Here is a 25,213-nt window from a genome sequence, read left to right on the forward strand (position 1 = left end):
AGGAATGGATATCATTCCATTTAGCTATGGAAGATCATAAAGCTAAGTACCGCAAAGCTTCATAATTGATCAGATGATGGGGCATCAAATGCTCATACAATAGAGTGGAGAGGGAGGGCAACACAGCATGGATATACGACAATTGCAGTATTTTATGGCAGTAGCCCGTCATAAGAGTTTTACGAAAGCAGCAGAAGCACTTTACATAACTCAGCCAACGATCAGTAAGACGATTAAGAATATGGAAGAGGAGTTTCATATCGTATTATTTGATCGTGCAAGTAAAAAGATTGAACTAACGGATGCGGGAAAGATTATGTATGAACAAGGACGCCATATTGTGAAATCTTTTCAGAACCTTTCATCAGAGCTACAGGATCTACAAAATCTGAAGAAAGGTCATATTCGGATTGGCTTGCCACCGATGGTTGGTTCCAGTTTCTTTCCAGAGGTGATCGGTCAATTCCACGAACAATATCCCGATGTAACGATTCAAATCTTCGAGGACGGTGCCAAGAAAGTAGAACTCGACGTTGAGAGCGGACTACTAGATATCGGTGTGACCGTATTGCCAACGGATGACAAGTTATTTCATTCGTTTTCTTTTGTACAGGAGAAGTTAATGCTACTTGTTCACCCAACACATGCCCTAGCTGACAGGGAGAGTGTATCCTTATCCGCTCTTGAATCGGAGCCTTTCGTATTGTTCAGGGAAGACTTCGCGATGCATGATCGGATTATTACAGAATGTGTTCGATTGGGGTTCCAGCCACATGTTGTCTATGAAAGTTCGCAATGGGATTTAATTAGTGGAATGGTAGCTGCGAATCTAGGGATAGCCCTTCTGCCTGAGACGATATGTCGAGAAGTAGATCAATCTCGGATTCGTATTGTACCGCTTGTTAATCCGACCATTCCATGGCAGCTCGGGATGATCTGGCGTAAGGAACGTTATCAGTCTTTTGCTGCACAGGAATGGATCCATTTTACGCAGGATATTTTCAAGGAGAAGTCCTGATACTAAATAGAAATAAAGGATAGTGATCCAGTTCTTATCTGAGAACTCATGTCATGTTTGACATAGCACTTTAGATGGAATTATAATACATAGGTAGCCTAATTAATAGGTAACCTATGTATTATGACAACAAGGGGGAGTATGGCCTTTCATAATGGAAAATTTAATTGCACAAAAGTTATTCGAAGCGATGAAGAGGTTCAATAAGGCGCAGTTCAAACAACGTATGATTGATGGTGTCAGACGTAGCGAAATGATTCTGATGTTCTATGTCAAGAAGTCATCCAAGTCCAATGCAGAGGGTCTGAAGGTGTCTGAGATCAGTGAAATGATGGGAGTGACTTCTCCGACAATTACCCAATCATTGAACGCGTTGAAGGCCAAAGGATGGATAGAACGAACTGCTGATCAGAATGATCGCAGAGTTGTTCGGGTTAAGCTGAGTGTTGAAGGGGAATTAGTAATTCAGAAGGCGATGGAGGTAACAGAGGCTTCTTTTAATGAATTAATCAATCACTTAGGAGAAGAAGACAGCAACCAGCTGGCAGATCTTCTGATTAAGGCTTATCAGTTTTATGAACAGAAAGATACGAACTTGATTCAGAGTGGGGATGATAATATATGTTGAAATTATTTAAAGGTCTGAGCCCCTATCGGCTGCCTATCGCTCTAGTACTTATACTGATCTTTATTCAATCCCTATCTGATCTGTATTTACCTACCTTGATGGCAGATATCGTGGATAAGGGAATTATAAACGAAGATATCCCATACATTTGGAAAATCGGTGGTATCATGCTACTGATCACTGCGGTAGGAGCGATATGTTCCATTGTAGCAAGTTATTACTCCTCACGTGTAGCGGTGGGCTTCGGCCAACGACTACGTAATAAAGTATTCGGTCATGTACAGAACTTCTCTTTGCAGGAGTTCGATAAGATCGGAACCGCTTCGCTAATCACACGTACAACCAATGATATTAACCAAGTTCAGCAGGTCCTAATGATGTTACTGAGAATGATGGTTAGTGCACCACTGATGTGTATTGGTGGGATCATCATGGCAGTCAATCGAGATGCTAAGCTTTCTCTCGTTATTGTGGTTGTTATTCCTGTATTAATTGGTGCTATAGCGATTATAGCGTTGAAGGGACTCCCACTATTCAAAGTAATGCAGGTTAAATTAGATACGTTGAATCGCGTTTTACGCGAGAATCTCACAGGAATGCGAGTTATTCGTTCATTTAATCGTACGGATTATGAGACGAAGCGCTTCAACGATGCCAATGTAGATTTAACAGATACAGCTATTAAAGTGAATAAGATTATGGCGGCGATGATGCCGATTATGATGCTTGTTATGAACTTCGCAACGATTGCGATCGTGTGGTTCGGTGGAATTCGTATCAGCAATGGTGAAATGCAGGTGGGTTCCTTAATGGCGTTCATTCAATATGCGATGCAAATTATGTTCTCCCTTATTATGCTATCGGTCATCTTTGTTATCGTTCCACGGGCTTCTGCTTCCGCGATACGGATTAATGAGGTATTGGATATGGTTCCAGAAATCAATGATCCTGCACAGCCCAAGCAAGCGAATAGTCAACATGGCTTCCTTAGATTCGAGGATGTAAGTTTTAGTTATCCGGGTGCCGAACAGCCAGCGATTGCTAACATTACCTTTGAAGCTGGACCGGGTGAGACTACAGCGATCATTGGAGGAACTGGATCGGGCAAATCAACATTACTTAGTCTAATTCCGCGATTCTATGATGTGGGGAGTGGTAAAGTACTGATTGATGGTGTCGATGTTCGAGAACTTACCCAGGAACAATTACGAGAGAAGATTGGTTTCGTACCACAGAAGTCAGTTCTATTTACGGGGACCGTCGCCGATAATATTCGCTATGGTAAGGAAGATGCCACTGATGCGGAAATTCAATATGCGGCTGATATAGCTCAGGCGACAGAATTCATAGCAGAGATGAAAGACGGATTCCAATCGGAAATTGCCCAAGGGGGCAATAATGTCTCTGGAGGACAGAAGCAAAGACTATCCATTGCGCGTGCATTGGTGCGTAAGCCAGAGGTCTATGTATTTGATGACAGTTTCTCTGCCCTTGATTTCAAGACCGATTCCAAGCTTCGTGCATCACTCAAGGAGATTACAATGGATGCTACCGTATTATTGGTTGCACAGCGTGTGAGCACAGTGATGGATGCAGATCGTATTATCGTATTGGATGAAGGCTCTATCGTCGGAATAGGTACACATCGTGACTTGATGGATACTTGTGATGTCTACCGTGAGATTGTATCCTCACAGTTGTCAGAGGAGGAAAGCGCATGAGTGAGAATCAGAGAGAACATAAGCCTCCCCGTAGATCTGGAGGAGGACATCCTGGAGGACCGCCTGGAGTGGTCATCCCTGGTGAGAAGGCCAAAGACTTTAAGGGGTCTTTGAAGAGATTAATTCGTTATTTGGCTCCACGTAAAGTTATATTAATATTTATTCTTTTGATGGCTATTCTGAGTACATTATTTAGTATCGTTAGCCCGAAGATTCTGGGGAAAGCAACAACGAAACTATTTGAAGGTATTATGGGAATGATGAATGATGTTCCCGGAGCGGCCATTGATTTCGATTATATTACACAGATATTGCTCATATTGGCTGGATTCTATATCATTAGTGCGCTATTCAGCTATGCACAGCAGTATCTAATGGCTGGCGTGGCACAGAAGGTTGTACTTGATATGCGGACACAGATTAATAGTAAGCTGTCTCGCTTACCACTCAAGTATTTCGATTCTAAGACGCATGGTGAAATACTGAGCAGGGCTACGAATGATGTCGATAATATAAGTACGACGCTGCAACAGAGCTTAACGCAACTGATTACATCTGTCGTGACGATTATTGGGGTTGTTATCATGATGTTGACCATTAGTCCATGGCTAACGTTAATTACGATTATAACGTTACCGCTTAGCGTACTAGTCGTCAAAGGTGTGGCATCCAGATCACAGAAACACTTCATGGGCCAACAGAAGTCACTAGGTGATCTTAACGGACATGTGGAAGAAATGTACACGGGACATAAGATTGTCAAAGCTTTTGGGCGCGAAGAACAGTCGATGAAGGAATTCGATGACATTAACGAGAAATTATATCAGTCAGGTTGGAAGGCACAATTCCTATCTGGAATGATCATGCCGTTAATGAGCCTAGTGAGTAATCTGGGTTATGTGTTGGTATGTGTCGTTGGGGGAATATTCGTTACTAATAAGAGTATTACCATCGGGGATGTTCAAGCCTTCATTCAATACACAAGACAGTTCTCGATGCCGATTGCGCAAACAGCTAATATTGCTAATGTCATTCAATCTACGATAGCATCTGCTGAACGTGTATTCGAGTTATTGGATGAAGAAGAAGAAGTACCTGAGCTTCAGAATGCGAAGACGATTCAATATCCACAGGGTGCTGTTCAATTCAATCATGTGAAGTTTGGATACAAGGAAGATTCGATCTTGATTGAGGATATGAATATTGATGTCAGACCAGGCCAGACAATTGCTATTGTAGGTCCGACCGGAGCAGGGAAGACAACACTTATCAATCTTCTAATGCGCTTCTATGAGCTAAATGGCGGCGATATTAAGATCGATGGTGTGAATATTGCTGACATGAAACGCGGCGATCTGCGTAGTAAGTTCGGCATGGTGCTACAAGATACTTGGCTCTTTAATGGAACGATCAGGGAAAATATTGCTTATGGTCGTGAGAATGCGACAGCAGAAGATGTTATTCAAGCCTCGAAGGCAGCTCATGCGGATCATTTCATTCGCACCCTTCCAGATGGTTATGAGACGATTCTAAATGAAGAAGCTTCGAATATATCACAAGGGCAGAAGCAGCTTCTCACTATTGCCAGAGCCATTCTAGCCAATCCATCGATTCTTATACTGGATGAAGCGACGAGTAGCGTGGATACGCGTACCGAGATTTACATTCAGAAGGCGATGAATGAGATGATGAAGGGTAGAACGAGCTTCGTCATCGCGCACCGTTTATCTACGATAAAAGATGCCGATCTTATTCTAGTTATGAATCATGGTAGTGTCATTGAGAAGGGTAACCATGAAGAGTTACTGGAGCGGGATGGCTTCTATGCAGACCTGTATAACAGTCAATTTTCAAAAGGCATTCAACAAGACGTAGGGTAAACAATACCTGCTATTAATTGTTACACAACAAAGAAGAGTACGCACTGGAAGCAGTGAAGTACTCTTCTTAATTTATATATAAGAATTTATATGTTTTTGGGAGAACCGAAGGATTGCCCGCTTTTTAATGTTGTATAAATTTCTATGGAGGCACCGCTTGTAGTGGCATCATGGAGAGTAACCACGTATATTTTCTAACGGAAATAGCAGCCTCTATTTTGCCTAAATCGTCACTTTTGGAATTCTAACGGAAGTGAGCGACCTTATTTGGGCTTTTCCTTCGGATTTGAGCTGTTAATGTGCATATAGAGGCCTGTATTTCCGTTAAAATTTCATTGTGGTGTTTTTTCGTAGAATAAGGTCTGTGGCTTCCGTTAGAAATCTACCGTCGGCGAATATGAGTCTAAACAACACTAAAATTAGCAGAATGGGGGGGCGAGAAATAAGTGCTATAATTCAAAATGGAAGAACAGCGAAAAGGGAGAGTTTGTGAGTCATTAGCTGTACGTTCTGCAGGTGAACGGAGGGAATGGTGATAGTAAAGCCTAGAAAGTAGAACAAGAGAAGGGGATACAGCCCATAGTTCATTACTACTAATCCACCACATAAGCTTCTTGACCAAAGACGCCAAAAGGCATTTTTCTTGTGTAATGTTTATGACGTGGTGAAATTGATCAGGCTTGTTAGCATAGAAAAGACAAAAACCAGACAGCATGATTCTGTTCATCCGCAGCCGTACGTCTGAATAGTTCTTTCACGTACGGATCTCGTACTTGGTCAGATATCTTAAGGTAATAATCGACGGTGTTCTGTTCGTCCTTAAACGAAGCTTTCACACCTGCTCTAAATTCGGATGCACAAACTTCGGTTAACTCGGGTGCAGGTATACAACCCGTTAAGCATGTGTAAAGATGCGCAAATTGTTGAAAGTGTTTGATCTCATCTTGACGTATCTCCAGAATTCTCTTCCTAATTTCCTCGGTTGGTGAACATGCAGCTAACTTCTCGTAGCAGGTAATAGAACTATATTCTCCATTCAGTGACGTCAGGAGATCTCGAATCAGCTGTGCGTCTGCTGTTGCTCGAACTTGATCATGATATGATAACATCTACGCATTCTCTCCCTTCAGATTAGGCTTATATAACATATGCGCGCCTACTCTTAAGGTGCCTATTGAGTGAATATTCAAGGGGGAAATTACCAGTATAGGAAACGTGGATGAATGATTGTGTTATTTAGCTGCAACGCCATTCCAGAATAAATCAATAATTTCTTGGGCTAAATTAGCATAGGAATGGTTATAGTCTTCCGTTGCTTCACGATTTCCCAGCATCAGTAGTGAGGAGAAGGTATAGGCAAGAAATGGGGTATTGCCCGTGCGGATTTCTCCACGATCCATCGCTTGTTGGAAGCTGGAAATAAGTACGCCGTGAATAGCTTCCTCAGAGGACATTATTTCTTGAAGTTGTTCTGGTGATAGTGAAGACCGAGCTTCATGCATAATGGTTCCAAATTCTCCGTGAGGATTGGCTAATTTCGCTTCAGCTAAATGACGTAATCTGTCCATGAGTGGAGCATCCTGTTCCATAATGCGTTGCGTCTGAATCCTTGCTTGTATCATCATGGCGGCAACAGATGCCGTGAATAATTGGGCTTTATTCTCAAAGTAATAATAAATGGAAGCCTTCGTTACACCACATGCTTTGGAAATCTGCTGCAGGGAGACCGCCTCATAACCGTAATCCATGAATAGTCTGGAAGCGGTACGTAGAATCATCTGATCTATAGGTGAATCGTCTTCTTTAAGTTTTGGCCGACCTGGTGAGCGTTTGGTCTTTGGTGCATTCATCATGTATACGACACCCTCCACAAAATTAGATTGATAATTAACCAACCGGTATATATAATTATATCGATTATACAGGGAACCGTCATACATTACATACTTTTTAAAAAAAGGATTCAAGGAGGATCATACATGAAACAGCATTTAGGATACGGTAGATGGGTTACGGGCAAACGAAGTAAGTGGGTTACACTCTTGGTCTGGATTATGGTCGTAGGAGTACTAACCATTGCATGGCCTAGTGTCGGTAGTGAGGAGATTAACAACTCTCCTAATTTGAAGGAACATGTTGCCTCTGTTCAAGCAGAGGAAATAGCAAATCGGGAATTCCCAGGCGGATCTGGAATACCAGCTCTTCTCGTATGGCATCGTGAAGGAGGTATGACAGACGAGGATATCGTAAAGGTGCAACATCTATATGCATTATGGGGATCCACCCCATTGCCGTATCAAGATAGTGTTCCACCTTTTGATAAGATGCCACTGCCTGCATTGAAGACACTTCTTTCCGAAGATCAGAGCACCCTAGTTACACCGGTTTTGTTCAGTAAAGGGGTGGAAAGTGATCAATTAAAGGAAGGAGTGGAACAGATCAAGGCGCAGGCGACGGATGAAATGGGAAGTGATCCATTCGCTGTAAGTCAAGATGAAGGGAGTCAACTAAGGGCCCGGGTCACAGGTCCTGTCGGTATTTCAATTGATGCAGTAGGATTGTTCAAGAATGCTGACTTTAAGCTCATGTTGGGGACGGTCATTCTAGTGCTATTCTTCCTACTTCTTATATATCGTTCTCCTGTCCTTGCATTGATTCCATTGATTGCTGTTGGGTTTGCTTACGGTCTGACTAGTCCTATCCTTGGGTTCATGGCAAGTAAAGGCTGGATTGTTGTAGATTCACAAGCGATATCGATCATGACCGTACTGCTATTCGGTGCAGGAACGGATTATTGTCTATTCCTTATCTCGCGCTTCCGCCAAGTGCTAAAGCATGAAGAGAGCAAGGGGAAGGCATTGTTGAAGTCCATCACGGATGCCTCAGGAGCCATTGCTATGAGTGGGTTTACGGTCGTTCTTGCTTTGTTTGCTCTTCTTCTGGCTGAGTATGGCGCTTACCACCGCTTCGCTATACCATTCAGTGTCTCTATTCTAATTATGGGTGTAGCGAGTCTAACATTAGTACCTGCATTACTTGCTATCTTAGGACGCACCTCATTCTATCCATTCATTCCACGTACTTCAGAAATGGAGGTGGAACGTGCTCGCAAGAAAGGTCAACCAATACCTATCCGTAGGGCTGATCATGATAGCCGAATAGGTCGGCTGGTTGTCAGCAAGCCTTGGACGGTTGTAATCGTTACTGTTGTACTGCTCGGAGGATTGGCTACCTTTTCAACTCAAGTAAGAACGACGTATGATCTTATGTCTACTTTTCCGAAAGATATGGCTTCAAGAGAAGGCTTTGATTTAATAGGTGACAAGTTTACACCAGGTGAGCTAGCTCCAGTGAAAATCATGGTGGATACGGAGGGGAAGGAAGATAACCTAGGTGAAAAGTTAGTTGCACTTCCATACGTAGCTGTCGTGTCTGAATCAGCACGAGGAGCGCAGAATCCAAACATCGTTGGTTATGATATAGAGTTGAGTATGAACCCATACTCCTCAGAAGCTATGAATCACATTCCAGATTTACGTATAGTAGCAGAGCAAGCTCTGAAGGATTCAGGTATCGATGCTCCTGTAGATCAAGTGTGGATTAGTGGACAGACCGCTACACAGTACGATACTAAAGTAATGACTGACCGAGATACGCGAGTGGTTATACCTGTCGTGATTGGTCTAATTAGCTTATTACTATTGGTCTACTTGCGCTCTATTGTAGCAACCATCTATTTGGTGGGAACGGTCATTCTATCCTATTTCTCAGCGTTAGGCTTAGGTTGGATTATTATTCACTATGGTCTTGGCGCGGATGCCATACAAGGCGCAATCCCTCTTTACTCTTTTGTATTTCTGGTAGCTCTGGGTGAGGATTATAATATCTTTATGATTTCAAGCATCTGGAAGAAGAGCAGACATTTGCCTCTGAAGCAAGCGATTAAAGAAGGGGTAGGCGAGACCAGTTCTGTTATTACTTCTGCAGGTATCATTTTAGCGGGTACATTTGCAGTGTTAGCATCATTACCGATTCAAGCATTAGTACAGTTTGGAATCGTCACGGCTATAGGGGTACTTCTAGATACATTCATTGTGCGCCCATTCTTAGTTCCCGCGATCACTAAGCTGTGTGGACGCGTCGCTTTCTGGCCTGGGAAGTACACAGAGATTGAGCGTCAAGAGGAGCTTAGTCAATAGACGATAAGTTATTGAAACAGTAAAAGATCCCTATGCTATGGGTGACTTTCAAAGAAACGGCTGTGCATACTTTTTCTTAGGTATGCACAGCCGTTTCTCTTTGTAAATTTACATTTTAGTCCTTTTTTGATTCCGTTTCGCTATAGGCTACAGGTTTGGCGACCCAATCATCTGCTTGCGGTTCAATATCAACGCCATTCTCCATTTTCTTTCTTTCCGCAAGAGAATCTCCGTCTTTGTTTTCTTTATTTCGCACTTGATCTTCTGTTTGATGTTCCAATAGGATGCCCTCCTTTTCCAACCTTATTGTTGCTACGACATACTTAGAATAACCCGTTAGACAGGTTATCATACGGGAAATTGAGCGGGTTTGTCATTTATAAACTACATGGCATACCTTAAGCGAGTTGTGCAAATCTGAATAATATGTTCTAATCCAACTTCTTCAGTGCTTCTTGCGCTGGACCCTCTAATACATTTCCATCATAGCCGAATCTAGAACCGTGGCAAGGACAATCCCAGGTGCGTTCGCCTTCGTTCCATTCTACTTCGCAGCCCATATGTGTGCATGTGGTGTCTACGAGATGCAGTAGGCCTTCGGAGTCGCGGTAGGCGCCAGCTCTTTTTCCATCATGCGTAACGACAGAGCCAGTATCATTCTCGAGTTCATCTGCTTTAGTGAAGACAATACCTATCTTACCCGTTAGCATTTCTTTGGCCACATTGGCATTCTGAACGACGAGATTCTTAACACTAGGATTAGCGTTGAAGCGTGAAGGGGTGAAAAGATCAGAAAAGCGGTTATCCTTTCCTAGAATTTGATCAGTAATGATCCTAGCGGCTACGGCGCTGGTTGTCATTCCCCACTTAGCAAACCCAGTTGCTACATAAATACCCTCGTCTTTCGATGTGATCTGACCAATATAGGGTACTTTATCGAGTGTGACCAAGTCTTGCGTAGACCAACGGAAAGGGATTCCTTGATTCCCTAACAACTTTGCGCCGAACTCCTCTAAATTCTCATAATGGCGGTAGGTGCAAATCCCCTGTCCAGTCTTATGGCTTTCTCCGCCAACGAGAACGAGTTGTTCTCCATTCCATGAGGCGGATCTGAGAGAACGCGTTGGCTCATCGACGCTGATATACATCCCGCCTGCAAAAGGTGTCTGTGGTTTCATAGCAATCACATAAGATCGTTCCGCATGCAGACGTGAGAAGAAGAGTCCGCCCCCATCACTGAATGGAAAGTGGGAGGCTGAGACGATATGTTGACAAGTGACGTTGTGATCTCCGTGAAGGGTTGAGAGAGTGAAGGGACGTTCCCCTTCTAACCGTTTACTCACGGTTGTGTTCTCATAAATAACTCCACCTGCTTTGATAATAGCATCCACTAAAGCTTTTAAATAAGCTAAAGGATGGAACTGGGCTTGTCCGGGTAGTTGAATCGCTCCCTTTATATGAAGCGGGACAGGTACATTATCTTTCCACTGACCAGGGATACCTAGTTTCTCATATGCTTTAAACTCTTTCTTAAGCTTGGCAATCGCCTGACTACTTTCCGCATATAAATAGGCATCCTCCTGTTGCCATTCACAGTCTATATTAAGCTCCTTCACAGTCCGTGCAATCCATTCGAGGGCATCATGGTTAGCCTGATAGTATTTGGAGGCTTGAGCTTCTCCGAGATGTTGTATTAATTCGTCATAAATCAAGCCGTGCTGCGCAGTAACTTTAGCAGTCGTATGTCCAGTAGTACCTTGTAATATTTGGCCTGCATCCAATACAGCGACTTTGAATCCTTCTTTAGATAACAAATAGGCTGTAGTGATCCCTGCAATCCCAGCTCCTACAATCGCTACATCCACGGTGATATCTTCATTTAATCGGGGGAAACTGGGCACTTCTGTTGAGACTCTCCATAGAGACTCAGGATATTGAGGTAATTGTTGTGTAGATGGTGTTGGGTTATTCACATTAGGCCCCTCCAAATGATGTAGTGTTTGGGAATTAGTGTGCCTTAATATTGGTTAATTATTACTAGCTCTGAAAATATAAGAAAGGTTGAGTTTTATGGAGATAGTGTTTCTAGATTTGAATCACGTGTATCCAGCATCAGTGAAGGTGGAGCAATTGAGATTCGACTTATCTCTTTGATTTTGAATAAACCTTCCAAAGCACATGCGGAATGTTTACAATAAGGTTGTACCACAGAACGACTATAGCATATGTTTAGAGGAGGATAAGACGATCATGAAATACCGGAGACTTGGAGCAAGCGGATTGAAGGTCAGTGAGATCAGTCTGGGCAGTTGGTTAACTTACGGTGGATATGTGGAACAAGAGAATGCCGTTAAGGCGATTCAAGCAGCATATGATGCAGGGGTCAACTTCTTCGATACGGCTAATGTATATGAACGTGGAGCGGCGGAACAGTTACTAGGCCCAACGCTTAAGGCATATCCTCGAGAATCATATGTATTGGCTACGAAAGTATTTGGTACTATGGGAGATGGACCTAATGATTCAGGGTTATCCCGTAAACATATTATGGAGCAATGTCATGCGAGTCTGAAGCGTCTAGATACAGATTATATTGATATCTATTATTGTCACCGCTTTCATCCAGAGACTCCAATAGAAGAAACATTACGTGCACTAGATGACTTAGTGCGTCAAGGTAAAGTGCTTTATGTTGGTGTGAGTCAATGGACGGCGGCGCAGATGGAAGCAGCACTTGCTGTAGCTGACCGTTATTTGCTAGACCGTATCGTTGTGAATCAACCCCTTTACAATATGTTCGAGCGCGAGATCGAGAAGGAGATTATTCCACTCGGTGAGAAGAAGGGTATCGGACAAGTCGTATACTCACCATTAGCACAAGGCTTATTGACGGGAAAATATAGTTCTGCAGGTAACATTCCAGAGAATAGTCGTGCTGCTAAGCTTGGATGGAATGAGGATAAGATCAGTGATGTACGGATTGCCAAAGTTCAACAACTTGAGATCATAGCGAAGGAACTAGGTATACAAGTCGGCCAGTTAGCGCTCGCTTGGATACTTCGTCAGGATAACGTATCTAGCGCCTTGGTTGGGGCAAGTCGCCCCGAGCAAGTAGTGCAGAATGTGAAAGCTTCGGGTATTACATTATCGGAAGATGTGCTTACGCGAGTTGAGCAAATACTAGCGTAAAGTGCGAGTCCAAATATAATATATCAATTTAAAGACCCTTGTAATGATACATGAAAGCGTATCGTTACAAGGGCTTTCTGTATTGTCCTGAGACTAAAGTCCAGTATCGAGCTAGACCTCGGACAGTTATATCTAAGATATCCTTTTGATACACTGGATAAATGAAGAATGACTACGATGAGGTGGACAGAATAATCAGAAATATAGAGGATAAACATGCGGAGAGTAGCGTATATGTATTGTTGACCGATACCGGTACCATGTTCACAACGTTGATTAAGAAATTTACAGCAGCTCCTTATAATCATGCATCTTTCGCACTGGACTTAGAACTGAAAGAGTTGTTCAGCTTCGGACGCAAGCGTCCAAACAATCCTTGGGCTGGAGGCTTTGTCGAAGAGGATGTCTATGAGGGAACCTTCCGTCACTTTCCTAGTACTCGCTGTGCACTGCTCCGATTACAGGTGTCGAAGGAGCAATATATTGATGCGATTCGAATTGTTCGGGCCTTTCAGAAGGAGAAGCAAGCATATCGATATAATCTCATTGGATTAATAGGTGTACTGATGAATCGTAACTTAGAGGCGAAGAATGCCTATTTCTGCTCACAATTCGTGGCCGAAATACTTAGAAATATAGGGCTTCATCTATGGGAGCGACCGTCAACACTAGTAACGCCTAACGACTTTCTATGTCATCCAGCTTTTGAAATAATGTACGAAGGCCCCCTTTATGATTATTCGCTACTCGATAGAGAGAGGTTAGGGTACAAGCAAGTTGTGATGGCATAGAAAGTCCCCCTTTTCATAGGTCTTAAGGAGGAAATATTTCAAATCTATTCAATATTAGGTTATTCTCACCGATATTTAGTTACTGTTGGTAAATAATAACTAGGGGAGATTATTGGTGAGAAATCGTAGAGATGGAAGATTTAGAACGGCAGTTCGAACAGGCTTTAACATGGCATTGGCTTTCATGATGGTATTAAGCGTCATGATGAGTGTTACAAGTGTAGTTCATGCGGAAAGTACAGAAATTAATTGGGTAGAGGGCACAGGGCAAGAAGTAGAACTTGGCACGATAGCAACACTTACATTACAGCCGGGTCTGATATTTCTAGACAAAGATGATACGGTGGCCAATGAGCTATCCTACGGTGGAGTCCCAAGTTACAAGGAGATTGGATCTGTCTTTCCATTGGATGAGAATGAAACATGGGCCGTGTTCTTTGATTATGATGATGTTGGCCATATTGCTGATGACGAGAAGAACGATATCGACGCGGATGCATTGCTCCAAAGTTATAAGGACGGAACGAAAGAAGCCAATAAGGAAAAAGAAGAAGCAAACCACTTATTCGTAGATCGTTGGGACGTTCCACCGACCTATGATGACAATCTACATAGTTTGAAATGGTCACTTCTTGCTCATGATAATAATAATGAGACAATTATCAATTACAATGTTCGTATATTGACGAGAGAAGGCTATATCTCTGCTGTCCTCGTATCGGATCCTGAACACTTGGCTGAGGATCGTAAGTCATTTGAGAATATCGTATTATCCAACTTTTCAGTGAATTCAGGTCAGGGTTACGCAGACTATGATAAGTCGACTGATAAATTGGCTGAAATGGGACTCAGCGGACTCATTGTGGGTGGAGCTGGATTAGTCGTGGCGAAGAAGGCAGGATTAATTGCTATGCTTGTCGTATTTCTCAAGAAGTTTGGGATTATAGTAGTAGTTGCTATCGGTGGATTATTTAAATTTCTGCGTGGAAAAGGTAAGAAGAAAGATACGGACATGACCCCGAATCATGATGGGGATGTTCCAGTGGATTCTGATCATAGATCCTAAATAAACGATAGAATAAATATGACGGGTCACCCGTCAAGTAAATAGATTGAATGAAAGTTTATATAGAACAACTCAAGAGCGCCCCCGATTAATTATCGGAGTGCGCTCTTAAGTTGTTGATTGAAAACAACATGAAAAAACGTTTTCTTTGGTAAATGGAAGCATTCGCAACCAATTCAAAAGGAGCGCTTTTTTCTTTTTGGTGTATTAACTCAATTAGAAATTTGTCATAATTTATCCTAGAGTGTCTTTCTATGAAATAATAAACACGCGAGGATAAAGATGGTATAATTAAACACATAATGGTGTATCGGTAATCATGTAGCGACGTATAGAACAATGTAACTTTCACTAGAGATGATAAGGAGAGAATATAAATGGCTCAGAATATGCAGGGCAAAGTTATTGCCATAGCTGCTTCTCGTAAAGTTTCTGAAATGGCGAAATTAGTGGAGAACATGGGAGGATCATCGCTTCTTCGTCCTGCGCAAGGAACGGTATATCTGGATGATGAGAAGCTTCGCGAGGGAATCACTTCATGGATAGAGCATCCACCGCAGTGGGTTATCTTCACGACGGGGACAGGTCTCGAAGCACTATTTAATATGGCAGAGAATATGGGAGTAGCAGACGAGTTTCTTGAAATACTATCGAAATCATCCATAGCTGCTCGTGGTTACAAGACGGCGAATGCTTTGAAAAAACGCGATCTAATGATTACGGTTAGAGATGATGATGGAAGTAGTGCAGGCCTGATTCGTTCATTTAAACCGCATCATCTTGAAGGGGCTAGTGTCATTCTACAGCTACACGGTGAATCCGCACCAAAGCTTACGAAGTGGCTAGAAGAGCAGGGAGTAACAACGACATCATTATTACCATATCGTCATGTGCCACCAGAAGAACGTCAATTAGAGCAACTCTTTGAAGATATTGTGCAGGCCAATGTGGATGCTGTGACCTTCACTAGTGCACCACAGTTTCATTTCTTAATGGCGTATGCTCGTGAACATGATGGAATGACCGCAATGCGGAAGGCGTTCGAAGGACCTGTTGTGGCCGTGGCCGTAGGTAAGGTTACAGCTCAAGCGCTACTGGACGAAGGAATTGAACGTGTTGTCATTCCGGAAGAAGAGCGTATGGGTAGTATGATGGTAGCACTGGGACGTTACTTCGCTGCACAGCCGCTTAGTCATCTTAATTTAGATTAAAGTAGGGTAACGAGAATGGTAACAACGGCGTGTGTAACTGGAGCAGACAGAGGTGTAGGTCTAAGTCTGGTTAGGGAATTGTTGGAGCGTGGGATGCACGTATTTGCAGGTAAATATCTCGGAGAAATGAAATGCCTAGATAAACTGAAGGAGCAATATCCAGATACGCTTCAGTTGGTTATGTTAAACGGAATAGCTGGTTTGCCTATTGCATGTCCAAGTCGGCATTGAATATGCAATCTCAATTGATCCATAATGGAATCAGGGATGTAGGTGGGCAGGTGCATGTCATTCATCTGGGCTGGGTGCAGACGTATATGAACGGGAAGCTCGATCAACAAGGCGAATTAACACCAGTTCAGTCTGCATCGCATATTATGGAGCTTCTATTAAGAAATGATGAATTTAAAGGAGAGCGTGCTGTTTTTGTGGACTATAAGGGACAATCACTTTCCTGGTAATAATTAAGGAGGAATAAATGAATATGAATACAACGAAAAAATGTTTATTGCTTGGGGATTATACACATCCTAAGTTTCATCCGCTACAAGGGGTGGATGCGCAGATTAGCCATATATTAAACGATGTGATGACGGTTCAATGCAGTGAGAATAAGAATATGTTATTGGACAGCAATATTAAGCAATTCGATCTTTGCATTTCCTATATTGATCTATGGGATGAGAAAGTCTCTCCTAAGCAAACAGCTGGGTTACTGTCTTATGTTAGTCAAGGTGGGGGTCTATTCGTTATCCATAATGGCATATCTATTGATGGGCGTTTCGAATTAGCTCAATTAATAGGTGGGAAGTTCACCGGACACCCGCCATATCAATCTCTTACTTTCCGCACAAGTGGAAATGACCATACAATTATAGAAGGAATAGAACCTTTTACAATAGAAGAAGAACCTCATCAATTTGAATTCAATCCATTTACGGAGAAGCAGATTCTATTAGAGTATCAGATGGATGACCAATGGTACCCAGCTGCATGGAGCCTTACTTACGGGCTAGGACGTGTAACATTCTTGATGCCTGGACACCATGAACCTACATTTAAACAACCTGAATTACGGAAGTTTATTCTTCAAGCAGCCGAGTGGACTTCTCGTTAAGGCCGAGTACACTTCTTGGTAATATTCGATGTCGAATACGCTTCTTGTTATACAACGTGATCACAATCTGACTTTTTGAACATCCTTATTTTTAGTGAGAGTTCAAAAAGTTAGATTTTCAGCACCGAGAAGATTGAATGAAGATAGGGAGTGAGGAGCGGAGCGTAGCGTAGGCAGTACCTACGTGAGCACCGGAAGGACCGGCTGAATTCAATCTTCGATGTCGAGTACACTTCTTGGTATACGTCGTGATCAAAATCTGATTTTTTGAACATCCTTTATAGTAGGAAGTCTTTTCAGAGTATAATAAGGCTGTTAGTAGCCATCGGGAGGTAATAAGTTATGAGTGATCTATTTAAGAAAGCTATATCTTTAGGTTTGGGTCTAACTGTGGTGAGCAAGGAGAAGGTTGAGAAGATCGTAGAAGAACTTGTAACCCGTGGTGAACTTGCACCCGATGAGTCGAAGGCGTTGGTGAACCGACTTATTGAACGGGGAGAGGAAGAACAAGGTCAGATCAAAAACGTCATACATGAGCAGGTAGACCGTATTCTGAAAGAACTTCATGTACCTACAGAGAGTGATGTGGCTGGTTTAGAGCAACGGATTGCTGCCTTGGAGAACCGAATTGCGGAGCTGGAATCACCGAAGGCTGAATAATGGCTATACGTATTAGACATACCGGACGTTATCGAGAAATTGCCATGGCGTTGATACGCCATGGTTTTGGTTATATGGTGGAGGAAATTGAACTATTCCAATTCCTTACGCTCCCACGGCGCTGGATTACACATGAATCGTTGGAGACTAAGACGCTAGGAGAGAGGATTCGGCATGTTTTAGAGGATTTGGGGCCGACCTTTATTAAGTTGGGTCAATTGGCAAGTACACGAGCTGACCTACTTCCAGATCCGATCATTCAGGAGCTGGTGAAGCTGCAAGCTCAGGTCCCTTCTTTTTCATCAGAAACGGCCAAGGGAATACTTAGTCAAGAATTAGATACAACGATTGATGAGGCCTTCTCTTGGTTCGAGGATACAGCGATTGCAGCTGCTTCCATTGGACAAGTTCATTTGGGCAAGCTTAGAAGTGGAGAAGCCGTAGCTATTAAAATACAGCGCCCAGGCGTTGTGAAAATGGTCAGCCGGGATCTTGATATTATTAGTGATCTAGCTATCGTAATTGAGAAGCGCTGGGAATGGGCGAAGCAATATCAATTGACCCGCATTGTACAGGAATTATCTAAGTCTATGATAGCTGAGCTGGATTACAGTCAAGAAGCACGAAATACGGAGAAAATAGCACTACAATTCCAGAATAATCGCCATATCTACATTCCTCAAATCTATTGGGAGCTTACATCTTCGCGGGTACTTACGATGGAATATATAGATGGTATTATGGTAAGGAATAAGGATGAACTTCTAGACAAAGGCTATGTTCTGAAGGAGATCGCTGAACGTATTACCAATGGAATGCTCCATCAGATTTTTATAGAGGGTTTCTTTCATGGTGATCCTCATCCAGGTAACATTTTAGTTAGGAAGAATGGGAGTATTGCCTTCATTGATTTCGGAATGGTTGGTCGGATAAGTACAGAGATGAAGGAGCATCTATCTGCTCTAATTATTGCATTGATGCGTAAAAATAGTGAGGGTATGGTTCGTGCTATTCTCAAACTGGGCTTATTTCCAGATGAGGGAGAGATAGCAGCTTTACGAGCGGACCTGGATCGATTGCAAGAAACATATTATGATATCCCTTTTGCGGAGATTAGTATGGGGAAGGCGTTAAATGATCTATTTGGCGTAGCTAGACAACATCAGATAATCATACCTCCAGACCTTACACTTCTTGGAAAGGCATTACTGACGCTAGAGGGTGTTGTAGAAAGTTTGGACCCATCTTTAAGTATTATTGATATGGCGGAACCTTTTGGGAGGAAACTTGCGAAGGAACGCTTTAGTACAGAGAACTTAAGGAAGAAATTATTTGGGGGATTAGGCGGTTTGCTTGAAGGGGTATTGGATCTTCCTGGACAAGCTCGCCAATTGTCATCTCTTATTAGTAAAGGCAAATTGAAGCTTGAGATTAGTGTGCCTGAACTTCAAGCGTTGATGCATAAGCTTGATCAAGTTAGTAATAGGCTATCTATAAGTATCGTTTTACTTGCATTCAGTATTATTATGGCTGGACTCATTATCGGTGCTGCTATGAATAATCAATCGTCGATATTGTGGCAATTTCCTGTGATTGGGATTGGGTTCACCGTTGCTTTATTTATGTTTCTATGGTTACTGTATGGAATAATCAAATCAGGGAGATTCTAGGTTAATACTTGTTGGGTGATTAGCCATATTATAGTTCAAGTTTAATTGAAAACGGCCTTGTCGTCTTAAATGACGGCAAAGCCGTTTCTACTTGAGTGCTAGCGTGTTACAATGGGGGTTAAGTTCAATATAAAAAGTGATACGAAGTATCGCTAGCATCGGAAGTATAAACTTCTTAATATAGGTTCGAGTTCAAAGAGTTAGGTTTTCAGCACCGAGAAGATTGGATGAAGGTGTCGAATACGCCTCTTATTATACTTCGGGATCAAAAGATGACTTTTTGAACTTCCTCCATAAGGAAGTCACAGCCGTTTCTAATTGTGAAAGTGATCTGTATATGTTGTAACTTATAAAGAACAGTAAGAAGAGTTCGTTTAAAAATAAATAGAACGAGGTGAAGAGTTTGCCCAAATTTCAAAAGTTAGGCATTACGGCAGAGTTAGATAAGCTTATTCAGAATCAAGGTATAACAGAACCAACACCAGTACAACATGAAGCGATTCCGTTGCTACTAGCAGGAAGAGATGTCATCGCTCGAGCTCGTACGGGAACAGGAAAGACACTAGCATTCTTGTTGCCAATATTGATGAAGATTGATCCGGATCGTCAATTTCCACAAGCTCTGATTGTGGCTCCAACACGGGAGTTGGCACTGCAAATTACGGAAGAAGCACGGAAGCTAACTAGGCATACAGAAGTTAAAATCCTTGCAGTTTATGGAGGACAAGATGTTGAGAAACAGCTACGTAAGCTTGAGGGCGGACGCCATCTCATCATAGGTACGCCGGGACGTTTGTTGGACCATCTAGGACGCGGTACGTTGGATCTTGGTGGAGTGAAAATGCTAGTATTGGATGAAGCGGATCAAATGCTCCATATGGGTTTCTTGAACGATGTTGAGACGCTGATTCAAGCACTTCCATATCGCCGCCAAACGATGCTATTCTCAGCAACAATGCCTTCTGAGATTAAAAGAATTGCTGGCGCTTATACGACGGATGCTGAAGATATTATTATTAAGGGTGAGAATTCACTGGTGCCGCTCGAGAATATTCGTCAAGTGGTTATCGAGTGTTCTGACCGCAACAAGCAAGATGCGTTGATCACTATGATTAATGAATATAATCCTTATTTGGCGCTGGTGTTCTGTCGTACGAAACGTCGTGCGAAGATACTGAATACGGCACTGCGAGATAAAGGATATAATTCGGACGAGCTTCATGGCGATCTTTCACAAGCAAAAAGAGAATCCGTGATGCGTAAATTCCGTGAGGCTAAGTTACACATTCTAGTTGCAACAGATGTAGCGGCACGCGGATTGGACGTTGAAGGTATTTCACATGTATTTAACTACGATATTCCTCATGATGTTGATAGTTATATCCACCGGATTGGTCGTACAGGTCGTGCAGGAGATAAAGGCCTTGCGATTACATTAGCGGATCCTAAGGATAAGCCAGAAGTTCAGCGTATTGAGCTTGAAATTCATCATAATATTGAAAAGCTACGTTATGAGAATAATGATGGCAAGATTGAATTCAAGAAAATGAGCACATTCAATTCCTCTGGGAAAAAACCTAAAGGTGGCCGCGACGGCGAACTTAGTTCCCGCGGTAAGTCTGGTGGTCGCGGAGGCAAATCCCTCAGTGGAACTGGACGCCGAGGCGAAGCCGGCAGTGGCGGAGCTGGCATTGGCGGCGCAGCACGCGGTAGTGAATCGCGTGGCGGAGCAGCACGCGGCAGTGAAACGCGTGGCGGAGCAGCACGCGGTAGTGAATCGCGTGGCGGAGCAGCACGCGGCAGTGAAACGCGTGGCGGAGCAGCACGCGGCAGTGAAACGCGTGGCGGAGCAGCACGCGGCAGTGAATCGCGTGGCGGAGCAGCACGCGGCAGTGAATCGCGTGGCGGAGCAGCACGCGGCAGTGAAACGCGTGGCGGAGCAGCACGCGGTAGTGAAACGCGTGGCGGAGCAGCACGCGGTAGTGAATCGCGTGGCGGCGCAGCACGCGGTAGTGAATCGCGTGGCGGCGCAGCACGCGGCAGTGAAACGCGTGGCGGAGCAGCACGCGGTAGTGAATCGCGTGGCGGAGCAGCACGCGGTAGTGAAACGCGTGGCGGAGCAGCACGCGGTAGTGAATCGCGTGGCGGAGCAGCACGCGGCAGTGAAACGCGTGGCGGAGCAGCACGCGGGGGCTACGGTTCATCGGCGGGGCGTTCTTCTAGCCGAAGCTCCAGTGGTGGCGGAAGTAAAGGCTATTCGCGTAAGAAATAGGTACCAACCTAATTGAAGGAGAGAGGGATTCGATTCCCTCTCTCCTTTTTTTGACTTTACATCCCAGCATATATAACTTTTCAATGGTCCAATCCCTTCATAGTTAACCATACTGTCTAATAGATGCCTACAGTACACTTAATTCAGAAGGAAATGTAAGGGAGGGAGAAATAGTTGCATAAACAACAGTTAAAAGTGGGGGATACGATGAAAAGTGCTAATTCTTCAGTAACTAGATGTACTAATGCAACTAAAGTTAGTCCCAGGGGAATTTGGCCCAATTTAAGTGTTCTTTATACAACTATTGGTGATTGAAGAAGGCAGGAGGTGGCTATGAGTAGTATTGGTGATTGAAGGAGGCAAGAGGTACCAATGAGTAGTGTTGGTGTTGATGATTTATAGGGAAGTAGAAGCCCCTCAGAATAGAACAAAAGTAGGGGGTGGATGAAGCTAAAGGTTCATATGCCACCCATAACTATGGATGTGTCCATTCTAATTCCACCACCATAAGAACTCTTTCATCGAGGGCACCGACTGGTGTTCTTCTTTATGGTTACGACAAAGTTGATAATGCTTACTACTACGACATCTTGGATGAGGTGAAAACTTCGCGTCATCACATGATGTGTTAGAGGAGCAGCTACGGCTTAAAGATAAGGAATTTCACATAACGAGCTTGTTTGAAAGGTCAACTTTTCGAACAAGCTCTTAACCGTTAAGAATCTTTTGAATAGCTCCTATGACACGCTGTTCCTCAATAGGTTTGACGATAAAGTCTTTGGCACCTGCCCGTATGGCTTCGGTAATCATTGACTGTTGACCTAGCGCAGAGCAGATCAGGATATTAGCTTTTGGATCAATATTAATGATTTCCTTGAGGGCCGAGACCCCGCTCATTTTAGGCATGTTGATATCCATTGTGACTAGGTCTGGACGCAGTTCAGAATATTTCAGAATAGCTTCATATCCATCTTCTGCTTCTGCAATGACAGTGTGTCCCATATTCAAGATGATTTCCTTAAGTATCATTCGCATAAATAAAGCATCATCAACCACGATAATATTTGCCAAGTTAGTTCCTCCGTATTGTAATAAGATGAGAGAATGATTCCATACAAATGATGTAGTCTTACTTATTATATATCGTCATCTATCGCTTCGTATGTAACTAATATAATAAACCTTGACTTCGATAATGATTCTCAATATCATATAGTTATTGAAAGTTAAATGTTTGGATCAAATATTTTGAGTGATATATCCTTGGAAGAAGAGGGTGAAGAGTTGTTTCGTCTAAATACAGTTCAATTGGAAATAGCATATGAGCATCGCACCATTGTAGAGGATTTGAACATACAAATTCCCGATGGGCAAATTACAGCACTTGTCGGGGCCAACGGCTCAGGTAAATCAACGATACTTAAAGCCATGGCGCGGATCATGCAACCTAAGGGTGGAAGTGTTCTGCTAGATGGTAAGTCTATTCATAAACAGTCTACACGAGAAGTTGCTAAGCAAATGGCTATTCTACCGCAGAATCCAACGGCTCCAGAGGGTCTGACCGTAGCGGAACTTATATCCTTTGGTCGATTCCCATATCAGAAGGGGTTCGGTTCTCTTAAGCCAGAAGATAAGGAAATGGTTCAATGGGCTATAGAAGTGACTGGGATGACTGAATTTCATGATCGTCCGATTGATCACTTGTCAGGTGGTCAACGTCAACGTGCATGGATTGCGATGTCATTGGCTCAAGATACGGATATATTATTTTTAGATGAACCGACAACATTTCTAGATATGGCTCACCAGTTGGAAGTACTTCACTTATTGGAGGATTTGAACCGTACAGCCAAACGTACGATAGTGATGGTTGTGCATGATTTAAATCATGCTTCTCGATATGCCCATCATATGATTGCTATTAAGCAGGGTAAAGCGGTGGCATCTGGCTCGCCTGTAGAGGTCATGACAGCAGATGTATTGCGAGAGGTATTCGGAATTGAAGCTGATATTGTTGTGGATCCACGCTCAGGGCTTCCACTTTGTCTTCCATATGCACTTGTTGGTCAGTCGATGGGAGCTGAGCATATGAACCGTTCCACTCTTCAAAAGACAGAAATATTGAAGGATGATCTTCGCACGAATGACATTCGCAAAGCTTCAGGTAACTAAATGAACTGGATTTGTAAGGTATCTCTAATAGGAGGGGATAAATGTGTTGCAGATCGACTATACATTACTTGAGCAGCATGGAAACATTACAACGATTGCTCCTCCTGAAGTTGTACTCACGAAGTCTGCTGTGGAGCTCACGGATCCTAGTGTGGCTCGTCTTTTCCTGGAAACTTATGGAGATATAATTAAAGCGCAGGATTTAAATGCCGCTGCAACCTTTTTTGCAAATTGGATTAGAGGATTGACAATGGCCCAACAATATATGGTTTCCTTGTGTAGTAGACAAGTCGATTTATCCATAGAGAATTTAACGGTTCACATTCTGATGAGGAATGGATATGCCAACATTTGCTTTCAACTAAATGATGCTACAGAATATGTGCCTGATGCAGGTCAGCATGAACGCTTTCGTAACCTTACATTAGAGAGATTCTATGGCACTACAGTCACTCCATTGATGGAGAGTATGGCGAATGCAGGAAGTGCTCCGTTGGGTCAGCTATGGGGGCAATTGCCTCTGACGTTGTGGAGTTTTACACAGAAGATGCATTCTATGGTAACAGATGAGGTAGATCAACTCCGTATTGATGAGGATTATCTGTACATAAGAAACGAGATGTCACCAGAGACTTTTAAACGTAAACGGAATCCCTTCGAGATGAAGTTTAGAGAGATTGATAACCCGTATAACCCATCTGAGCCATATTGGATTAGACCTGCATGTTGTCAAGCGTATCGGATTGGTGAGTGCACCTATTGCTACGTGTGTCCTAAACTTACCCGTGAACAAAGAGAGGTTAAGAAGGCAGAAATCGAAGCGGCGGTAGCATCCCGTTAATATTCTCGTAAGTCATATGACTCATTCATTTGGGAATATGGCTTTTTTCCTATATGATGAAAAGGATAGATTGAATAGGTAAAGTTCAATTTGTTCATTTCACGAAAGCGAGGGTACCCAATATGTCAGTTTACGAGTTTTCAGCAGTTACTCCTGCGAACAAAGAGGTGTCATTGGAGCGATATAAAGGTAAAGTTCTCATTATCGCTAATACAGCTAGTAAGTGTGGATTAACGCCACAGTATGGAGATCTTGAAAAGTTGTACACAGAGTACCATGAACAAGGGTTGGAAATTCTAGGATTCCCATGTAATCAGTTCGGGACTCAGGAACCAGGAACCAGTGAAGAGGCAGCAGATTTTTGTCAGGTGAACTTTGGTGTAACTTTCCCAATCTTCGCTAAGGTGGACGTCAATGGTGAAGGAACACATCCACTATTTCAGTACTTGAAAGAACAACAACCAGGTGAGGGTGAAGATGCCCATATTCAATGGAACTTTACTAAATTCTTAGTGAACCGTGAGGGGAAAGTAGTTGGACGCTTCGAACCGAAGACATCGCCAGAAACGATGACCCAGGATATTGAAAAATTACTTTAACAGGTTTAGAGAATAAGGTAGACACATATATGGGGCCTAACGGTATCTTACCGTTGGGCCCCTTTCTTGCACAGAATAGATGTGAATTGAGAGTTATAATATATAATATCATGAACTATTCGGGTACAATAATGGTTATGTGATTTATCAAATATATGAGTGAAATGATTATTGGAGGT

The 25,213-nt window shown here is 42.9% G+C and carries 23 protein-coding genes; 18 read left to right on the forward strand and 5 right to left on the reverse strand.

The genetic code is table 11. The features are described from left to right. Nucleotides 1-127: 127 nt before the first annotated feature. The 4 genes from cidR (at nucleotide 128) to AC1TO9_RS09775 (ending at nucleotide 5,247) form a co-directional block, all read left to right on the forward strand. Nucleotides 128-1,018 (forward strand): cidABC operon transcriptional activator CidR, encoded by an 891-nt coding sequence (gene cidR / locus AC1TO9_RS09760; protein WP_482056490.1) that lies wholly within the window; start codon nucleotides 128-130, stop codon nucleotides 1,016-1,018. Nucleotides 1,019-1,172: 154 nt separating this feature from the next. Next, nucleotides 1,173-1,646, forward strand: coding sequence for a MarR family winged helix-turn-helix transcriptional regulator (locus AC1TO9_RS09765; protein ID WP_482056491.1), 474 nt, complete (start codon nucleotides 1,173-1,175; stop codon nucleotides 1,644-1,646). After that, a complete protein-coding gene (locus AC1TO9_RS09770) occupies nucleotides 1,640-3,367 on the forward strand; it encodes an ABC transporter ATP-binding protein (RefSeq protein ID WP_482059031.1) in 1,728 nt (575 codons plus the stop codon). The genes AC1TO9_RS09765 and AC1TO9_RS09770 overlap by 7 nt, the downstream gene beginning before the upstream one ends. Continuing rightward, nucleotides 3,364-5,247: an ABC transporter ATP-binding protein gene (locus AC1TO9_RS09775; protein ID WP_482056493.1), complete on the forward strand. Its 1,884-nt coding sequence runs from the start codon at nucleotides 3,364-3,366 to the stop codon at nucleotides 5,245-5,247. The genes AC1TO9_RS09770 and AC1TO9_RS09775 overlap by 4 nt, the downstream gene beginning before the upstream one ends. Before the next feature lie 683 nt (nucleotides 5,248-5,930). On the opposite strand, the gene AC1TO9_RS09780 is transcribed toward AC1TO9_RS09775, so the two are convergent. Together AC1TO9_RS09780 and AC1TO9_RS09785 are read right to left on the reverse strand one after the other, a co-directional pair. Further along, a complete protein-coding gene (locus AC1TO9_RS09780) occupies nucleotides 5,931-6,356 on the reverse strand; it encodes a ferritin-like domain-containing protein (RefSeq protein ID WP_482059032.1) in 426 nt (141 codons plus the stop codon). 123 nt (nucleotides 6,357-6,479) lie between these two features. After that, nucleotides 6,480-7,100 carry a TetR/AcrR family transcriptional regulator gene (locus tag AC1TO9_RS09785; RefSeq protein ID WP_482056495.1) on the reverse strand — a complete coding sequence of 207 codons (621 nt, stop codon included), beginning with the start codon at nucleotides 7,098-7,100 and terminating at the stop codon, nucleotides 6,480-6,482. A gap of 126 nt (nucleotides 7,101-7,226) precedes the next feature. On the opposite strand from AC1TO9_RS09785, the gene AC1TO9_RS09790 reads away from it, so the two are divergent. Continuing rightward, complete coding sequence (locus tag AC1TO9_RS09790) at nucleotides 7,227-9,446, forward strand: MMPL family transporter (protein ID WP_482059033.1); 2,220 nt, start codon at nucleotides 7,227-7,229, stop codon at nucleotides 9,444-9,446. A 115-nt stretch (nucleotides 9,447-9,561) separates the two neighbouring features. Here the strand turns inward: AC1TO9_RS09790 and AC1TO9_RS09795 are convergent, their stop codons facing one another. Together AC1TO9_RS09795 and AC1TO9_RS09800 are read right to left on the reverse strand one after the other, a co-directional pair. Continuing rightward, a complete protein-coding gene (locus AC1TO9_RS09795) occupies nucleotides 9,562-9,726 on the reverse strand; it encodes a hypothetical protein (protein ID WP_482056497.1) in 165 nt (54 codons plus the stop codon). Between the two features lie 151 nt (nucleotides 9,727-9,877). Continuing rightward, nucleotides 9,878-11,419, reverse strand: coding sequence for an FAD-dependent oxidoreductase (locus tag AC1TO9_RS09800; RefSeq protein ID WP_482059034.1), 1,542 nt, complete (start codon nucleotides 11,417-11,419; stop codon nucleotides 9,878-9,880). A gap of 277 nt (nucleotides 11,420-11,696) precedes the next feature. Here AC1TO9_RS09800 and AC1TO9_RS09805 point away from each other — a divergent pair, with 277 nt between their 5' ends. The 10 genes from AC1TO9_RS09805 (at nucleotide 11,697) to AC1TO9_RS09850 (ending at nucleotide 21,422) form a co-directional block, all read left to right on the forward strand. After that, the gene (locus AC1TO9_RS09805; RefSeq protein ID WP_482056499.1) at nucleotides 11,697-12,635 is read left to right on the forward strand and encodes an aldo/keto reductase family protein; all 939 of its coding nucleotides are present in this window, start codon (nucleotides 11,697-11,699) and stop codon (nucleotides 12,633-12,635) included. Nucleotides 12,636-12,817: 182 nt separating this feature from the next. Then, nucleotides 12,818-13,426: a hypothetical protein gene (locus tag AC1TO9_RS09810; protein ID WP_482056500.1), complete on the forward strand. Its 609-nt coding sequence runs from the start codon at nucleotides 12,818-12,820 to the stop codon at nucleotides 13,424-13,426. Between the two features lie 115 nt (nucleotides 13,427-13,541). Further along, nucleotides 13,542-14,492, forward strand: coding sequence for a DUF2167 domain-containing protein (locus tag AC1TO9_RS09815; protein ID WP_482056501.1), 951 nt, complete (start codon nucleotides 13,542-13,544; stop codon nucleotides 14,490-14,492). A gap of 377 nt (nucleotides 14,493-14,869) precedes the next feature. Next, nucleotides 14,870-15,703: a uroporphyrinogen-III synthase gene (locus AC1TO9_RS09820; protein ID WP_482059035.1), complete on the forward strand. Its 834-nt coding sequence runs from the start codon at nucleotides 14,870-14,872 to the stop codon at nucleotides 15,701-15,703. Nucleotides 15,704-15,718: 15 nt separating this feature from the next. Then, nucleotides 15,719-15,934 (forward strand): hypothetical protein, encoded by a 216-nt coding sequence (locus AC1TO9_RS09825; protein ID WP_482059036.1) that lies wholly within the window; start codon nucleotides 15,719-15,721, stop codon nucleotides 15,932-15,934. Then, on the forward strand, nucleotides 15,931-16,164 hold the full coding sequence (locus tag AC1TO9_RS09830; protein WP_482056504.1) for a hypothetical protein: 234 nt from the start codon (nucleotides 15,931-15,933) through the stop codon (nucleotides 16,162-16,164). Before AC1TO9_RS09825 ends, AC1TO9_RS09830 begins: the two co-directional genes overlap by 4 nt. A 23-nt stretch (nucleotides 16,165-16,187) precedes the next feature. After that, on the forward strand, nucleotides 16,188-16,820 hold the full coding sequence (locus AC1TO9_RS09835; RefSeq protein WP_482056505.1) for a ThuA domain-containing protein: 633 nt from the start codon (nucleotides 16,188-16,190) through the stop codon (nucleotides 16,818-16,820). Nucleotides 16,821-17,162: 342 nt separating this feature from the next. After that, the gene (locus AC1TO9_RS09840) at nucleotides 17,163-17,480 is read left to right on the forward strand and encodes a phasin family protein (RefSeq protein WP_482056506.1); all 318 of its coding nucleotides are present in this window, start codon (nucleotides 17,163-17,165) and stop codon (nucleotides 17,478-17,480) included. Next, on the forward strand, nucleotides 17,480-19,150 hold the full coding sequence (locus tag AC1TO9_RS09845) for an ABC1 kinase family protein (RefSeq protein ID WP_482059037.1): 1,671 nt from the start codon (nucleotides 17,480-17,482) through the stop codon (nucleotides 19,148-19,150). Before AC1TO9_RS09840 ends, AC1TO9_RS09845 begins: the two co-directional genes overlap by 1 nt. 403 nt (nucleotides 19,151-19,553) lie before the next feature. Next, nucleotides 19,554-21,422, forward strand: coding sequence for a DEAD/DEAH box helicase (locus tag AC1TO9_RS09850; RefSeq protein WP_482059038.1), 1,869 nt, complete (start codon nucleotides 19,554-19,556; stop codon nucleotides 21,420-21,422). 708 nt (nucleotides 21,423-22,130) lie between these two features. Here AC1TO9_RS09850 and AC1TO9_RS09855 read toward each other — a convergent pair. Continuing rightward, on the reverse strand, nucleotides 22,131-22,493 hold the full coding sequence (locus AC1TO9_RS09855; protein ID WP_482056509.1) for a response regulator: 363 nt from the start codon (nucleotides 22,491-22,493) through the stop codon (nucleotides 22,131-22,133). 213 nt (nucleotides 22,494-22,706) lie between these two features. Here AC1TO9_RS09855 and AC1TO9_RS09860 point away from each other — a divergent pair, with 213 nt between their 5' ends. The 3 genes from AC1TO9_RS09860 (at nucleotide 22,707) to AC1TO9_RS09870 (ending at nucleotide 25,034) form a co-directional block, all read left to right on the forward strand. Continuing rightward, nucleotides 22,707-23,594: an ABC transporter ATP-binding protein gene (locus AC1TO9_RS09860; protein ID WP_482056655.1), complete on the forward strand. Its 888-nt coding sequence runs from the start codon at nucleotides 22,707-22,709 to the stop codon at nucleotides 23,592-23,594. 43 nt (nucleotides 23,595-23,637) lie between these two features. Then, nucleotides 23,638-24,435 carry a hypothetical protein gene (locus AC1TO9_RS09865; protein ID WP_482056510.1) on the forward strand — a complete coding sequence of 266 codons (798 nt, stop codon included), beginning with the start codon at nucleotides 23,638-23,640 and terminating at the stop codon, nucleotides 24,433-24,435. Nucleotides 24,436-24,557: 122 nt separating this feature from the next. Then, complete coding sequence (locus AC1TO9_RS09870) at nucleotides 24,558-25,034, forward strand: glutathione peroxidase (RefSeq protein ID WP_482059039.1); 477 nt, start codon at nucleotides 24,558-24,560, stop codon at nucleotides 25,032-25,034. The last annotated feature ends 179 nt before the right edge of the window (nucleotides 25,035-25,213 follow it).

The organism is Paenibacillus sp. Y916 (genome assembly GCF_056786435.1).